This is a genomic window from Amycolatopsis sp. WGS_07, assembly GCF_045278895.1.
Classification (GTDB): Bacteria; Actinomycetota; Actinomycetes; order Mycobacteriales; family Pseudonocardiaceae; genus Amycolatopsis.
Map to the genome: position 1 here is coordinate 2,917,524 of NZ_CP136053.1, position 14,148 is coordinate 2,931,671.

Sequence of the window (14,148 nt, forward strand, 5' to 3'; positions counted from 1 at the left end):
CGGGAACCCCGTGGACGGTCTGCGATCAGCCCTGGGTTCGGAACACCAGAGACGAATGGCCGACCCGGATCACGTCGCCGTCGGCCAGCTGCCACGTCTGCACCGGAGTGCCGTTGACCGTGGACCCGTTGGTCGAACCGATGTCGGCGAGCGTCGCGCTCTGGCCGTCCCAGGTGATCTCCAGGTGCCGCCGGGACACGCCGGTGTCCGGGAGCCGGAAGTCGGCGTCCTGGCCGCGGCCGACCACGTTCGCGCCCTGCTTCAGCGAGTAGGTGCGGTTGGAGCCGTCGTCCAGCTGCAGGCTCGCCTGAAGCTGCCGTCCGGCCGCCGGGGCGCCCTGCTGCGCGTACGGGTCCTGCCCGTACCCGGCCTGCGGCTGGCCGCCGTACTGGTCGTACCCGCCCTGCTGGCCGTAACCCTGGTCGTAGCCCTGCTGGGGCTGACCGCCATAGCCCTGGTCATAGCCCTGCTGCGGCTGCCCGTAGCCCTGGTCGTACCCGCCCTGCGGGGCCTGGCCGCCGTAGCCCTGGTCATAGCCGGGCTGCTGGCCGTAGCCCTGGTCGTAGCCCTGCTGCGGCTGCCCGCCGTAGCCCTGGTCGTATCCGGGCTGCTGGCCCTGGCCGCCGTACTGGTCGTAGCCCTGCTGGGGCTGGCCGCCGTAGCCCTGGTCGTAGCCCTGCTGCGGCTGACCGCCATAACCCTGGTCGTACCCGGGCTGCTGGCCACCCTGCTGTCCGTAGCCGTACTGGCCCTGCTGGCCGTACGGGTCACCCTGGTCGTATTGGCCGTAGCCGGGGGCTGGCTCATTGGTGGGTCTCCTGCGTTGCTGGGTCGTGCCGACCGCGACGGCCCTTCACCCGCGGTGCCGCGGGCGTCGGGATCGACGGACGAACGGGTCTTGAACTGTCCAGTATGCAGCGCCTCGTTGCGCTCGAGTGATACGACGACGTCACCATAGGTGTCCCAGCCCTGTGCGGCGAGGTGTTCCGCCACAGCCTTGGCGAGAACCCCGGTGACCCGCTGCTCATCGCCGGCCATGCGATCATGGTCAGCCGCCCCCAATGACACGATGTAGTGATTCGGGGCGAGCTGCCGACCGCCTGCCAGCTCACGAACGTTCTCCTCGCCTTCCCTCTCGAGCGCAACCGCCACTTCCTGCGTGACGACGTTGCCGCCGAACATGCGCGCGAAAGTATTCCCCACCAGGTTCTCGAGTCGCCTGTCAAAGCGCTCAACGCGACCCACCGGGGACAACCTCCTCACACGTGTGCTTCCGCATCGATCCTATCCGGGGTTGGAAGGGTTGGGCATGCCCCCGGTGAAACCCGTCAGAAGGCCCTGCTAAGCTTTGCTGGCTGCCTCAAGGAAGCAACTCGGGCGAGTGGCGGAATGGCAGACGCGCACGGTTCAGGTCCGTGTGTCCGAAAGGACGTGAGGGTTCAACTCCCTCCTCGCCCACCATGGTCAGGCCCCCAGCCGCTTGCGCGACTGGGGGCCTTTTCCGTTTGTCGGTCGTTCTTCTGCCCGGGGGCCGAGCCCCCGGACCCCCACGGTGCCGTCGGTGGCGGTTGGCGGGCGGTGTGGGTGGGGTTCGAGTCGGGGTTGGGTGGGGCGGGACACATTTTCTGGGTGTGGCTCGGGGTGGCTGGGTGGGTGCAGAGAGTTGCGTTAGAGGGCGTCGTTCGGGTCTGCGGGTGGGGCGTTGAGGTCGCAGTAGGAGGACAGCTCGGTGCGGTTGTCGGCGGTAGATCGCGGGATGTTTTGCAGCGGCACGATCCAGATGGTGCGTTCTCCTGGTGAGCATGATGGGCTTGCTGGGGGTGCTTGACGGCTGCTGGGCGGGTTGCCTTTGCCGTCTGGGGGAACTAGGTCGCCGCCGGTGATTTTGCCGTTTGCGTCGCGGAAGACTACGGCTGTGCGGCGGCTGGTCAAGGCTCGGCAGTTGGTTGATTTTTCTGTGTAGCGCACTGCGTCGGCCGGTAGCGATGTGTGGGATCGGCTGATGGATTCGTAGGTGTCGGTCGTGGGGGCGAACGTGCCGAGGGCACCGTTCGGCAGCCAGGTTGTTGTCTGGACGGCTACGTCGGCCGAGTGCACCTTGTCTCTGCCGCCGACGTGGATGAGTGTCCTGCCGATGCCTGCTCGTTGACCTGGCAGCAGGACCGGGATCTCGATGGTCATCGGCGCGCCCTGGATGGGGCCGGGTGGCAGGCCGTTCACCGAGACGATCACTTTGAGCGCGACTTTGGTTCGGTAGGCGATGTGGTCACTGGTGTTGTGCAGCACCGCGCCCATGCTTGCCAAGCCGGAGGAAGAAACGCCTTTTTCCGCGACTTCGATCGCTCCACCGTTCGGTGCGCGCTTCGCTGACACCGGGTGTTCCTGAACCGCGTTTGGGATATCGCACGGTTTTGCCGCCTCGTTCTCGCCGCGCACCGCTACTGCGACGACCCCGGCGGTAGCGACGAGAACCGCGAATAATGCGGTCAGAAGAAGTGTGCGTTTCGTCATTCGTGGTCCGCTTCTTCAGCCCGGGAGCGCCTTGGCTGGCCGATGATCTTGTGTTGCGTGCTCAGGAGTCTACGGAAAGTAGTCTTGGAGGGGGATCGATGGAGTTCGCGGCAGTGCCGCCCGGCCGCTGGTTTCCCCCTGCGCTGGTCACGGCGATCCGGACCACCACGATGCGCTGGGGTTCCGCGAGTGCCGGAATCGGTCTTCTCGTCGTCGTCGCGGTGCCCGTCTTCGGCTACCGTCTCCCCACTTCCTATGACGTGACGACGGGGCTCACGGTCGTGCTGGGGGTCATCGCCGGGGTCTGTTTGGCGCTGTCCGGGATCGGGCTGATGGTGTCGCGTACCTATCTGTCCGCCGGTCATCTCCAGTATCGCAAGGAGTACACCGTGCTCGGAGTCCAATTGGGGACGGCTATTCCGGCATGGCTGGCGACCATGGGGTTCGTTCTCTGGTACGTCATTTCCGTGACGACGTCGGGCAGCTACTCCGGGGTGGGCCAGTTGCACTTCACCGCACCCATCGTGCTCTACCTGATCATTCCGGTCGTCGCGGCGCTGATCAACTCGGTCAATCTGATCCTCGCGTATTCGCTTTTCTTTCCCTCCCCGCGCAAGTTGAGCAGGTATTGATGAGCCAGGTCGAGCAGTATTTCGAGGGGCAGTGGCGCGAGCCGGTGCGAGTGGTGATGCTCGGGCGGGTCAAGGTGGGGCGCGATCGGCGGCGGCGAGGTGATCGGTCGCTGGGGTGCGTCGCGGAGGCGGTTCTTGAGATTCTTGCCCATCTCGCCTGGCCGGTTGCCGCGCTGTGGGAGTTCGTGACGGTTCCGAAGCGGCGGCGGAAGCCGGTGGCGGTTCCGAGTGGGCCGGCGCGCGGGCAGGCGTTTGAAGCTGCTGCCGGGTTGAGGGAGTGTGGCGCGGAGATCGCGGTGGTGCGCGGGGCGTCGCGGGTGGCGTTGGTTGAGGTGCGGGATCCGGAGCCGGTCGTGGTGTGGCAGGGGGTTGCGCAATGGAGTTCTTCGCCTGCCTGTTTGTACTGGGAAGACGGGTCGATGTTGCTGCTCGCGCCACGGTGAGCCGTGCTAGATCTGCCATTTTTCGCCGGTTAATTCAATTCTGCTCAATCCGGCCTGGAATTCCTGGGCTGAATCTTGCGCGGAGCTGATCGTGGTGAAGGGCTGGACACGGACCGTGACGTTTCCGGTAGCCTGAGCCGGGACCGGCTGGGCGGGGGAAACGGTGAGCGACGGCAACTACTTCGACGGCGAGGCGGACAAGGTCTTCCAGGCGCGGGATGTGTACGGCAACGTACATTTCCACGGGCCGAAGCAGCCCGCCGCACCGGCGTTGCAGGTCCAGGCACCGCCGGAGCATTACCGGAACAATCAGCCGCAGCTTGATCTGCTCACCGAGATCCACGACGCCGCAAGCGATCGGGTCGCGATCGCGATCGTGCGGGGTGCGCCGGGCAGTGGGCGGACGACGTTGTGCGAGACCTGGCTGCATCAGCATCAGGACCGGTTTGACCGGTTTTACGAGGTCCGCGTCGGTCATCGAGCGGGCGCGGACGTGCTGGCCGAACTGCTGTCCAAGCTGGGATACGGGCTGGACGAGATGCCGGCGAGCCTCGAAGCGCGCGCGGCGATGTGGCAGGCGGGGACCGCTGAGTACAAGGTCGCGCTGCTGGTCGACGACGCGTTGAGCGCGGCTGAGGTGAAGGCGTTGCTGCCGACGCGTCCCGGGTCGTATGTGCTCGTGGTCGGGTCGGGACTGGAAGCGCTGCGTGCCCGGTATTACGCGCGGGATGTCGAGTTGGAGCCGTTGAGCGACGAGGCCGCGCTGGGCGTGCTCACCGCACTGGTGGGCGAGGAAAAGCTCGCCGCGGAGCCGGAGCAGCGGGAAGAACTGCTGCGGATCTGCGCTGGTTCTGCCGCGGAACTCAACGTCGCGGGCATGATCCTCGCGCGGCAGGGCGGGACGGTGCAGCGGCTGCTCGCGCGGATCCGGGCGAAAGGCGCACTGGCCAGCGCGGTGTTCGACGTCGCCTACGACCTGATGGGCGAGCCGGAACAGGCGGTGTACCGGTTCTTCGGCGCGCATCCGGGCAGCGGCGACGTTCGGTTGGAAACCGTCGCGACGGTTCTCAGTCTCGACGAGTTCGACGCCGAAGACGCGTTGCAGAAACTGGTCTCGGCCAAGCTGATCGAGGTCGTCAAGGGCCGGTACCGGATGTCCGAGCTGGCTCGCATGCACGCCGCCGGGCTGGCTGGCGACCTCGAAGAGATCGTGGTCGGGTACTACGCCGAACACGGGCTCAAGATCGCGGAACGGGCGCTGCCCACCCGCTGGCCGGAGAAGATCTGGCCGGGCTTCGTGCGTGCGTCGGTGCCGGAGGTGGATGCTTGGGAATGGTTGTTCGCCGAGCAGGCGAATCTGCTTGCCGCGGCGGAGGTCGCGTTGCTGGCCGGGGCGCATGAGGACGTCATCCGGCTGGCCAGGGCGTTGTGGCCGGTCTACAAGGACGGTGCCTATCCCCTTGAGCTGGCGGCGGTGAGCCAGGACGCGGTTCAGGCCGCGCAGGCTGCCGCGATGCCACTCGCCGAGGGGCAGGTCCGTACTCAGCTCGGGTTCGCTCGGATGCAGCGGCGGGATTGGGCTGGGGCGCAAGAGCAGTACGCCGCGGCGGCCGAGCTGGCCACGACGCCGGAGGAACACGCGTCCGCGCTGGAATCTCGTGGGCTCGCGTTCTTCGAGCCTGGGTTGATCGCGCAGCAGCAGGGGCGGCCGGACGACGCGGTTTCGCTGCTGGAACAGGCGGAAGTCTGCTTTCGGGAGAGTCTCGCGCTTGCCGAGCAGCTCGGTGATTCCCGTCGGCTCGGGCTGATCCGGATGCATCTGGCCAAGGTCGTACCGCCGGAGGAAGCGGCTGTCCTGCTGGCGCAGGCGGAGCAGGATCTGAAGGAGGAGCCGGGCAACCTGGTGAAGATCCGGTTGTGGCGGGGGCGGAAGCTGATCGAGGCCGGTTCGTACGAGGAAGGCGCGGCTGAGCTGGCCGAACTCGACTCAGCGGCGGAAGGGCTGCGCTTGCATCGCGAGCGGATTGCCGCGTTGCGGTCGCGTGCGGAGGCGGCGCTGGCGCGAGGCTTCCGTGATCAGGCGAAGGCGCACGCGGAGGATGCGCTGAACGTCGCGCGGCTGCACGGGTTTACGGCTGAGGCAACCGATCTGCTGATCTGGCTCGAACGGCTCTGACTATCCATAGTGGACAGTAAGCTCGGCTTCGTGCTTGCGGCCGCCCGCGGTGAAGGGCAGTTGTTCGGGGAAATCCAGGCCTAGCCGGTCGCGGGTATACAGCAGTGAGGGCACGGCTTGTGGCAGGTCGGTGCCGGTGAAGGACACGACGAGACCGTCGCGGCTGCCGGCCAGCCATCCTGATCCGGCTGGGCAGGCGGCCCATTCGCAGCCGGGGAATTCGGCGAGGGTGATGGCGATCCAGCGGGCGGGGTCTGGGAAGCGGTCGCCCAGCACGATGTCGGCGCGGCGCAGCAGGCGTGGGTCTGGGCCGTCGACGTGGACGACTAGGTGCGCGTCGGTTGTGGTGGCGGCGAATCGGGTGACTTCGTCGCCGCGGACCTGGACCCATTGAGCGCCGGGTTCAGGGCGTTGGACGCGCGGCAACGGGAACGCGGTGAATCCGGCTGGCTGGGCTGGCGGCGGGAGATTGAGTGTGCGGTAGCCGAGTTCGGTCAGGAGCGCAGCGGATTGTCCGGGGACGCTGGTGGCGAGCGCGGTCGCGGCGACGAGGTCTGGCGGCTGGGTCGCGGTGCGCAGCTGGTCAGCTAAGTTTTCGCTGGTCAGCGCGGGGGCGGTGTGCAGCAGTGTGGCGACTGGGGAGTCTGGATCAACGGCGTCGTGCGGTGTGGCGGCCAGCAGGACTGGGGTGCCTAGGCAGGCGGAGTAGTAGGTGACGGAGCCGTGGTCGCCGATGGTGACGTCTGCGGCTACTGCGGCTGGTTGCCACAGATCTTCTTCCGGGAGGACGATTACGCCCGCCCGTTCGCAATCCCGCAGCCACATTTTCACCTGCCACGGGTAATGGCCTTGGCCGATATTGGGGTGCAGGGCTAGTACGACGGCGAATTCGTCCAGCGGCAGTTGTCGTGCGATGCGGGCGGGGAGGTCGGGGCCGGAGCCGTAGGACGAGAGCTGGCCCCACGTGGACGAGATCAGCACCAGGGTTTGCTCGCCGGTCACGCCCAGGGCCTGGCGGTAGGATTCGCGCAGCTCCCGGGCGTCTCGCAGGCGGTCGAGGCAGGAATCTCCGGCGATGACGGCGTGGTCAGCGGCCTCCGGACAGTACTCGCGCAGCCGGGCGAGCTGTTCGGGATGGGACAGCACGTGATGTTCGGCGATCACCTCGCCGTGATGCATCAGCCATTGCTCGGACAACCCGAAAACCGGTTTCCGGTTTCCGGTTTCCGGTTTCCGGTTTCCGGTTTCCGGTTTCCAGGAATTTATTGTACCCCATTCCGTGCGGCAGAACCGTTAACGGAGCACGCAATTCATGCAGATCCCCGCCGTAACTGGCGGCCAATGCCCAGTCGAAGTCCTCGCCCACGACGTCCGCCCACGGTTCCAGCGGGATGCCGCGGGCGGCGAGGTACTCCTCCGTCCCCCGGGTGAACGCGCTCGAATCCGGGCAGGTGAACACCACCTGCACCCGGGGGTCTCCCGCGAACAACGGCAGTACGTCCAGCAGCCGCGTCGCCGCGGTGACGTTGTGGACTACCGCCAGCATCGTTCGTTCCGTGGGCACGGTGCGCCATCGGCGCGGCACGGGGAACGACGACGAAGGCACGGAGAGCGATCCTACCGATCGCGCTCCGTGCCGTTCGGCCTGAAAGGCTCAGAGGCTGATATTGCCTTGTACGTCACGCAGCTGGACGACCTTGGCCCCTTCGGCCACGGTGCCGACGTGGTTCGTCACCCCGCCGCCGCGGGCTTCCTGGTGCACCTCGAACTCGGTGCGCAGCGCGGCCCCGAATTCCGGGTCCTGGCGGCCGGCCTCGTCGAGGCGTTCGGCGAGGGCCGCGACCGTCGCCGGGTTGTCGGGGGTGGCCGCCTCCAGTTCCGCGGTTGCCTTGCTGTTGCCGGAGAACTTGCGCTTGACCAGGTCATACAGTCCGGTCGCGGCCTTCGTGGCCAGCGCGGTGGCGACAGCGGTCAGGATCGGCTCGGGCATGCGACTCCCCTCAGGTCGGCGGCCCTTCCACCGTACTCACTTCGCGTGCTCGTCGATCCAGCCGGCGATCACGTCGATGCGCGAGGTCGTTTCCGCGCCGGTGTGCGGGCAGTCCGGGCCGTTGTTCTCGATCGAGATCAGCTTGCCGTCGGTGAAGTACGGCGCGCCCGTGTCGTAGGTGCACGCGCTGGTGGACGCCGAGGGCGAGACGCCGTGGATGCCGACTGTCGTGCCGCCGACCGCCGAGATCTTCATCGTGCCCTGCTGCAACTGCTTGGACGGCACCGGATTCTGCGCCGTCCGGCTGCCCCAGCCGGCCAGCGTGACCTGCTGTCCGACGCCCGGCACCAGGTGGTTCACCGTCAGCGGCTTGACCTCGGTGACCGGGCTGTCGAGTTTGGCGAGCGCGACGTCGTTCGGGCCGGCTTGCAGCACCTCCGTCACCTTGCGCTGGACGCCCTTTTCCTTGGTCTCGTCGACCAGACCCAGCGACACCGCCGTCGGGTACGGGACCGGGCCGGACACGCGGTTCTTGTTGGCGTCGTGGAAACAGTGGCCGGTGGTGACGATCCACTGCGGCGCGACGAGCGCTGCCGAACAGAAGCTCGAGTACGTGCTTCCGTTCGGCAGCGGGATTCCGGTCATGCTGAGCTTCGCGGCGAAGCCGAACTGGCCCGCCGGGACGTCAGAGCCGTTGGCGACGGCGAGAGCCGGGCTCGCGGTGAGGATGGGCAGGAGTACTGCTGCGGAGATCGCGGCGCGGACGCGCATTCTGTCCCTTCGTCCGGTGCCACCGGCGGATGCCGATGAACTCGGCCTTCCACGCTAACGACACCGTCCGCGATGCGGAATTCCCTTGATGGGCGACGAAAACCGACCGATCTCGCGACTTGTCCTCACTGGGTGTGCGAGGCGATCCAGTCCTTGAGGATGTCGACGCGCGCGGTCATCTCGGGCGTCGCGTGCGGGCAGTCCGGGCCGGTCGACTCGACCGAGATGAGGCGGCCGGTGTGGTCGCCGTCGTCGACGAAGTACGGCGCGCCCGAGTCGTAGCTGCACGCGCTGGTGTCCTTCTTCGGCGCGACGCCGACGATGGTCGCGGTGGTGGCGTCCGAGCCGACGACCTGCATTTCGCCCTGCTGCAGCTTGTCCGACGGCTTCGGCGAAACCTCGGTGAGGCTGCCCCATCCGGCGAGCAGCACCTTCTGGCCGTTGGTCGGCGCGGCGGGCGAGACGGTCAGCGGCTTGATTTCGGTGACCGGCGAGTCGAGTTTGGCGATCGCGACGTCGTTGACGCCCGCCTGCTGCACCTCGGTGACGTTGCGCCGCACGCCCTTGCCCGGTTCGTCGGTGGTCGCGCCGAGCAGCACCGAAGTGCCATACGGAACCGGGCCGGAAACCGGCTTGCGGTTGATGTCGTGGAAACAGTGCCCCGCGGTGATGATCCACTGCGGCGCGATGAGCGAACCCGAGCATCCGCTCGAATAAGTGGTGCCGTCCGCCTTCGGGATGACGGGCATGGACAGCTTGGCCGCGAACGGATACTCGCCGGGCGCCACATCGTTGCCGTTCGCGACCGCGGACGCGGGCGCCGCCACGGCTAGCGCGGCGCCGGCGGCGAGGAAGGCAGCGGAAAGGGCAGCACGCAAACGCATGAAATATCCTCCGGAAGACGACTACTCAATGCGAACGTAGGGGTCTTCCGGCTCACCCGAAAGGGGATCAGCCGGGGCTGCCCGATCGGGCTTTCCCGGCTGCCCGCGTTTTCTTCGAGTCAGTTCACGCCGACGAGGTCGACGACGAAAATCAGCGTTTCGTTCGGCGCGATCACGCCGCCCGCGCCGCGCTCGCCGTACGCGAGGTGCGGCGGGATCACCAGCTGACGGCGGCCGCCGACCTTCATGCCGGTCACGCCCTGGTCCCAGCCCGGGATGACCTGGCCGGCGCCGAGCTGGAAATCGAGCGGGGCGCCGCGGTCATAAGACGCGTCGAATTGCGCGCCGGTGGAGTGCGAGACGCCGACGTAGTGGACGCTGACGGCATTGCCCGATTTGGCTTCGGGGCCGTCGCCGACGGTGATGTCTTTGATCTGCAGCTCGGCCGGCGGCGGTCCGTCCGGGCGCTCGACTTGGGGCTTTTCCACGCTCATGGGGTCACCGTACCTATCGGCGAAACGCCGCGCCTGATGGACCGCTACCAGGGAGGACTACTCCCAACGAGGGGATAAACGCGAAAAGTCTTCACATGTGCGCTACCCGTGGGTAGCGTGCGCTGGGTCACCCTGGGGCATCCTTCGTGGACGGAGCTGTGGAATGCGACGACGCATCCCCATCCTGGTCGCGGGCGCGGTAGCCGTGCTCACGGCCGGACTCGTGCAGATCGGGACCGCGGCACCGGCCTCCGCCGCGTTGCCCGGCAACGACTATTGCGCGGGCCAGTGCAACGACATCCTCCCGCCGGGCGAGAACGGCAGCGCGACGCTCGCCGAAATCCTCGCCAACAAGGCGTTCGGCACGCAGCCGGGCCACGCGGACGACCAACTCGGCAAATACGCCGACCTGGCGGGCGGATACAAGACGCTGACCACCGACACCATCGGCAAGTTCTTCAACGACTCGTCCTTCGGCGTGCCCGCCGACCAGGTCGCGAGCACGCTGAAGCCGCGCGACGACGTCACGATCACGCGCGACAAGGCCACCGGCGTCCCGCACATCCAGGGCACCACGCGGTCCGGCACCGAGTACGGCGCGGGATACGCCGCGGCGCAGGACCGCTTGTGGCTCATGGACATCATGCGCCGGGTCGGCCGCGGCCAGCTGACGTCGTACGCGGGCGGCGCGGAAGCGAACCGCGAGCTGGAGCAGTCTTTCTTCGCCTCCGCGCCCTACACCGAGGACGAGCTGCAGCAGCAGATCGACGCGGTGGCGGCGAGCGGTCCGCGCGGCAAGCAGGGCCTCGCCGACGCGCAGGCGTACCTCGAAGGCATCAACAAATACATCACCGATTCGCACAACGGCCGGTACTTCCCGGGCGAATACGTGCTCACCGGGCACGTCGACGCGATCACCAACGCGGGCACCATCGAACCGTTCAAGCTCACTGACCTCGTGGTGCTCGCCTCGGTGGTCGGCGCGCAGTTCGGCGCTGGCGGCAGCGGCGAGGTGCAGAACGCGGTCGCGAAGCTGGCGCTGCAGGAGAAGTACGGCGTCGAGCAGGGTGAAAAGGTGTGGCAGAGCCTGCGCGCCGCGGACGACCCCGAGGCCGTGAAGACCCTGCACGACGGGCAGAACTTCCCGTACGGCAACACTCCGGCGAACCCGCAGGGCGCCGCGCTGCCGGACAAGGGCTCGGTGACGAACCAGCAGCTCGTGTTCGACCAGACCGGTTCGGCGGCCTCCGCGAAGGCCGAAAAGGTCAAGGTTCCCGCGCCGAAGGACCAGGAATCCGCGCGCGGCATGTTCGACAACGGCGTGCTGCCGGGCAACATGCTCAAGGAAAAGCACGGTATGTCCAACGCGCTGCTGGTGTCCGGCGCGAAGACCGCCAGCGGCCATCCGGTCGCTGTGTTCGGCCCGCAGACCGGGTACTTCGCGCCGCAGCTGTTGCTGCTGCAGGAAATCCAGGGCCCTGGCATCAGCGCGCGGGGCGCGTCGTTCGCCGGGATCAGCATGTACGTGCTGCTCGGCCGCGGCCAGGACTACTCGTGGAGCGCGACGACCGCGGCGCAGGACATCATCGACACCTACGCGCTGCCGCTGTGCGATCCGAGCGGCAAACCGGCCACAAAGGACTCGAACTACTACCTGTACCAGGGCAAATGCCTTCCGATGGACACCGTGGAGCGCAAGAACGCCTGGTCGCCGACGGTCGCGGACGGCACCGCGGCCGGGTCCTACACACTGCGCAGCTACCGCACGAAGTACGGTCCGGTGACCTCGCGGGCGACGGTCGACGGGAAGCCGGTGGCCTACTCGTCGCTGCGGTCGTCGTTCATGCACGAGGTGGACTCGCTGATCGGGTTCCAGGAGTTCAACGACCCCGGCTACGTCAAATCGGCCGCCGACTTCCAGCGCGCCGCCAACGACGTCAACTTCACCTTCAACTGGTTCTACGCCGATTCGAAGGACATCGCGTACTTCAACTCCGGCGCGAACCCGGTCCGCAATTCCACTGTGGACCCGATGATGCCCACGTGGGGCGACCGCGGGTTCGACTGGAAGGGCTGGAATCCGGCGGGCAACAAGGCCGAGTACACGCCGGCGTCGCAGCATCCGCAGTCGGTGAACCAGGACTACTACATCAGCTGGAACAACGCGCAGTCGAACGGCTACGCGTCCGGCGGCGCGGACAAGTCCGCCGTGCACCGCGGCGATCTGCTCGACGCGCGGGTCAAGGGGCTGCTTTCCAGCGGTACCAAGGTGACCCGGGTCAACCTGACCCAGGCGATGGAGGACGCGGCGCTGGCTGACCTGCGGGCGGAGAAGGTGCTGCCGCTGCTGCTGCAGGTGCTCGACAAGGCTCCGCTCACCGGTGCCGCGGCGGACGCCGAGGCGAAGCTGAAGACGTGGATGCAGCACGGGCACCAGCGCGTCGAGTCCGCTCCGGGCAGCAAGACCTACAACGACGCCGACGCGATCCGGATCATGGACGCGTGGTGGCCGCTGCTGGTCACCGGCGAGTTCAAGCCGGCGATGGGCGACGCCGCGTTCGACGCGATGACGAACGTGCTGCAGATCAACGAAAGCCCGTCCGGGTTCCAGAACGGGGTGCCGGGCAAGCACGTCGGGCAGCCGCACCAGGGTTCGGCGTATCAGCACGGCTGGTGGGGCTACGTCAGCAAGGACATCCGCACGGCGCTCGGACAGCCGGTGGCGGGCCCGCTCGGCGCGAAGTTCTGCGGCGGCGGTGACCTGAACGCGTGCCGGCAGACGCTGGTCGACTCGCTGACCACGGCCGCCGGGCAGCCGGCGAACACCGTGTACCCGGGCGACGGCGACTGCTCGGCGGGTGACCAGTGGTGCGCCGACACGGTGATCCAGCGTCCGCTGGGCGGCATCGCGCACGGCAAGATCAGCACCCAGAACCGGCCGACGTTCCAGCAGGTCGTGGAGTATCCGGCGCATCGCGGCGACAACGTTTCGAACCTCGCGGCGGGCAAGCCGGTGAACGCGTCCAGCGCGGAAACCGGGTTCTACAACTCGCCTGCCTCGAACGCGGTCGACAGCAATCCGGGCAGCCGCTGGGCGAGCGACTGGAGCGACAACCAGTCGATCACCGTGGATCTCGGTTCGGTGCAGCAGGTTTCGCGTGCGGTGCTGTCGTGGGAGAAGGCGTACGGCAAGGGATACAAGATCCAGTTGTCCACGGACGGCACCGACTGGCACGACGCGGCCGTGGCGACGGACGGGAACGGCGGCGTCGACAACGTTTCCTTCGCTCCTTCGGACGCGCGGTTCGTCCGGATGCAAGGGGTCTCGCGCGGGACTAAGTACGGGTATTCGCTGTACGAGTTCGAGGTTTACGCGCACTGACTTCAGCCGCGACTGAAGTGACGATGAGGACCGCTCCGGCCAGCATGATCGGCCGGAGCGGTTCTTTCATGAACAGGACGCTGATCAGGGAGGCGAGGACGGGTACGGCGTAGGCGTAGGTGCTGACGAGCGCGGCGGAGGTCGTGCGCAGCAGCCAGGTGTAGAGACCGAAACCGGCCAGCGAGTCGACCAGGGCGAGGTAGCCCAGCGCTAGCCAGGACACGGCGGTGGGGCGGTCGATTGCTTCACCGGCACCGACGACGAGCAGCAGGGTGCCACCGCTCAGCAGTTGCACGGCGGTGCTCGCCCACGGTCCAGGGAGATTGGTCGTGCGAGCGGCCGCGACCGTTCCGATCGCCCAGACGAAACCGGCTGCGGCTACGACGAAAGTCCAGGTGCTGGCTTGCGTGCCGGTCAGCAGGGCCACGCCGGAGAAGCCGATGAGGACGCGCAGCAAACCGGCTCGGGTCGGGCGTTCGCCGAGCACGGCGTTCAGCACGGTCACCCACAGCGGAAGCGCGGCGACCACCAACGCGGCGGTTCCGGCGAAGGTCGTCCGTTCGGCGAGGGCCACGGTGCCTTGTGCGCCGAGCAGACAGATGCCGATCGACGCGGCAGTGGCGAATTGGCGGAAGCTCAAGCCGCGCAAGGTCGTCGGTCGAAGCAGAACCAAGACGGCCCCTGCAGCGAGGAAGGCAGCGCCGGACGCTGACAGCGGCGGCAGCGTTTGCGCCATGACGCGCATCGCCGGAAATGACGTTCCCCAGCACAGCCAGAGGCCTGCCAACGCGAAAACGACCATGCGCTTCAGGACAGCTCACCTGCGGGTATGCGTCCAACAACTTCTCGTCATCTGGTGGATGCG

The 14,148-nt window shown here is 67.4% G+C and carries 11 protein-coding genes, 1 tRNA gene and 1 pseudogene; 5 read left to right on the top strand and 8 right to left on the bottom strand.

What is annotated here, in order from left to right:
* Positions 1-25: 25 nt before the first annotated feature.
* Positions 26-1,245, bottom strand: a pseudogene (locus tag RPX00_RS13690) (DUF3662 and FHA domain-containing protein).
* Positions 1,246-1,375: 130 nt separating this feature from the next.
* Here RPX00_RS13690 and RPX00_RS13695 point away from each other — a divergent pair.
* Positions 1,376-1,461, top strand: a tRNA-Leu gene (locus RPX00_RS13695).
* A 207-nt stretch (positions 1,462-1,668) separates the two neighbouring features.
* On the opposite strand, the gene RPX00_RS13700 is transcribed toward RPX00_RS13695, so the two are convergent.
* Positions 1,669-2,511: a hypothetical protein gene (locus tag RPX00_RS13700; protein ID WP_406639893.1), complete on the bottom strand. Its 843-nt coding sequence runs from the start codon at positions 2,509-2,511 to the stop codon at positions 1,669-1,671.
* Positions 2,512-2,609: 98 nt separating this feature from the next.
* On the opposite strand from RPX00_RS13700, the gene RPX00_RS13705 reads away from it, so the two are divergent.
* The 3 genes from RPX00_RS13705 to RPX00_RS13715 all read left to right on the top strand — a co-directional run bounded on the left by RPX00_RS13705 (position 2,610) and on the right by RPX00_RS13715 (position 5,762).
* Positions 2,610-3,143, top strand: coding sequence for a hypothetical protein (locus tag RPX00_RS13705; RefSeq protein WP_406639894.1), 534 nt, complete (start codon positions 2,610-2,612; stop codon positions 3,141-3,143).
* Positions 3,143-3,586, top strand: a complete 444-nt coding sequence (locus RPX00_RS13710; RefSeq protein WP_406639895.1) for a hypothetical protein — start codon at positions 3,143-3,145, stop codon at positions 3,584-3,586. The genes RPX00_RS13705 and RPX00_RS13710 overlap by 1 nt, the downstream gene beginning before the upstream one ends.
* Positions 3,587-3,749: 163 nt before the next feature.
* Complete coding sequence (locus RPX00_RS13715) at positions 3,750-5,762, top strand: AAA family ATPase (RefSeq protein WP_406639896.1); 2,013 nt, start codon at positions 3,750-3,752, stop codon at positions 5,760-5,762.
* On the opposite strand, the gene RPX00_RS13720 is transcribed toward RPX00_RS13715, so the two are convergent.
* The 5 genes from RPX00_RS13720 to RPX00_RS13740 all read right to left on the bottom strand — a co-directional run bounded on the left by RPX00_RS13720 (position 5,763) and on the right by RPX00_RS13740 (position 9,901).
* Positions 5,763-6,941: a hypothetical protein gene (locus RPX00_RS13720; RefSeq protein WP_406639897.1), complete on the bottom strand. Its 1,179-nt coding sequence runs from the start codon at positions 6,939-6,941 to the stop codon at positions 5,763-5,765.
* 475 nt (positions 6,942-7,416) lie between these two features.
* Positions 7,417-7,752: a hypothetical protein gene (locus RPX00_RS13725; protein ID WP_406639898.1), complete on the bottom strand. Its 336-nt coding sequence runs from the start codon at positions 7,750-7,752 to the stop codon at positions 7,417-7,419.
* A 36-nt stretch (positions 7,753-7,788) separates the two neighbouring features.
* Entirely contained in the window at positions 7,789-8,523 is a 735-nt protein-coding gene (locus tag RPX00_RS13730; protein WP_406639899.1) for a S1 family peptidase, read from the bottom strand.
* Positions 8,524-8,648: 125 nt separating this feature from the next.
* The gene (locus RPX00_RS13735; protein ID WP_406639900.1) at positions 8,649-9,407 is read right to left on the bottom strand and encodes a S1 family peptidase; all 759 of its coding nucleotides are present in this window, start codon (positions 9,405-9,407) and stop codon (positions 8,649-8,651) included.
* A 119-nt stretch (positions 9,408-9,526) separates the two neighbouring features.
* Positions 9,527-9,901, bottom strand: a complete 375-nt coding sequence (locus RPX00_RS13740; RefSeq protein ID WP_406639901.1) for an FKBP-type peptidyl-prolyl cis-trans isomerase — start codon at positions 9,899-9,901, stop codon at positions 9,527-9,529.
* 163 nt (positions 9,902-10,064) lie between these two features.
* Between RPX00_RS13740 and RPX00_RS13745 the strand changes: the two genes are divergently transcribed.
* On the top strand, positions 10,065-13,283 hold the full coding sequence (locus tag RPX00_RS13745) for a penicillin acylase family protein (RefSeq protein ID WP_406639902.1): 3,219 nt from the start codon (positions 10,065-10,067) through the stop codon (positions 13,281-13,283).
* Here the strand turns inward: RPX00_RS13745 and RPX00_RS13750 are convergent.
* On the bottom strand, positions 13,237-14,085 hold the full coding sequence (locus tag RPX00_RS13750) for an EamA family transporter (protein WP_406639903.1): 849 nt from the start codon (positions 14,083-14,085) through the stop codon (positions 13,237-13,239). The two genes, RPX00_RS13745 and RPX00_RS13750, sit on opposite strands and share 47 nt — an antisense overlap.
* Positions 14,086-14,148: the final 63 nt, after the last annotated feature.

Bases quoted from the DNA above. Each gene is read 5' to 3' on its own strand.
- RPX00_RS13700 (WP_406639893.1), bottom strand. From the start codon at position 2,511: ATGACGAAACGCACACTTCTTCTGACCGCATTATTCGCGGTTCTCGTC.
- RPX00_RS13705 (WP_406639894.1), top strand. From the start codon at position 2,610: ATGGAGTTCGCGGCAGTGCCGCCCGGCCGCTGGTTTCCCCCTGCGCTG.
- RPX00_RS13710 (WP_406639895.1), top strand. From the start codon at position 3,143: ATGAGCCAGGTCGAGCAGTATTTCGAGGGGCAGTGGCGCGAGCCGGTG.
- RPX00_RS13720 (WP_406639897.1), bottom strand. From the start codon at position 6,941: ATGCATCACGGCGAGGTGATCGCCGAACATCACGTGCTGTCCCATCCC.
- RPX00_RS13725 (WP_406639898.1), bottom strand. From the start codon at position 7,752: ATGCCCGAGCCGATCCTGACCGCTGTCGCCACCGCGCTGGCCACGAAG.
- RPX00_RS13730 (WP_406639899.1), bottom strand. From the start codon at position 8,523: ATGCGCGTCCGCGCCGCGATCTCCGCAGCAGTACTCCTGCCCATCCTC.
- RPX00_RS13735 (WP_406639900.1), bottom strand. From the start codon at position 9,407: ATGCGTTTGCGTGCTGCCCTTTCCGCTGCCTTCCTCGCCGCCGGCGCC.
- RPX00_RS13740 (WP_406639901.1), bottom strand. From the start codon at position 9,901: ATGAGCGTGGAAAAGCCCCAAGTCGAGCGCCCGGACGGACCGCCGCCG.
- RPX00_RS13745 (WP_406639902.1), top strand. From the start codon at position 10,065: ATGCGACGACGCATCCCCATCCTGGTCGCGGGCGCGGTAGCCGTGCTC.
- RPX00_RS13750 (WP_406639903.1), bottom strand. From the start codon at position 14,085: ATGGTCGTTTTCGCGTTGGCAGGCCTCTGGCTGTGCTGGGGAACGTCA.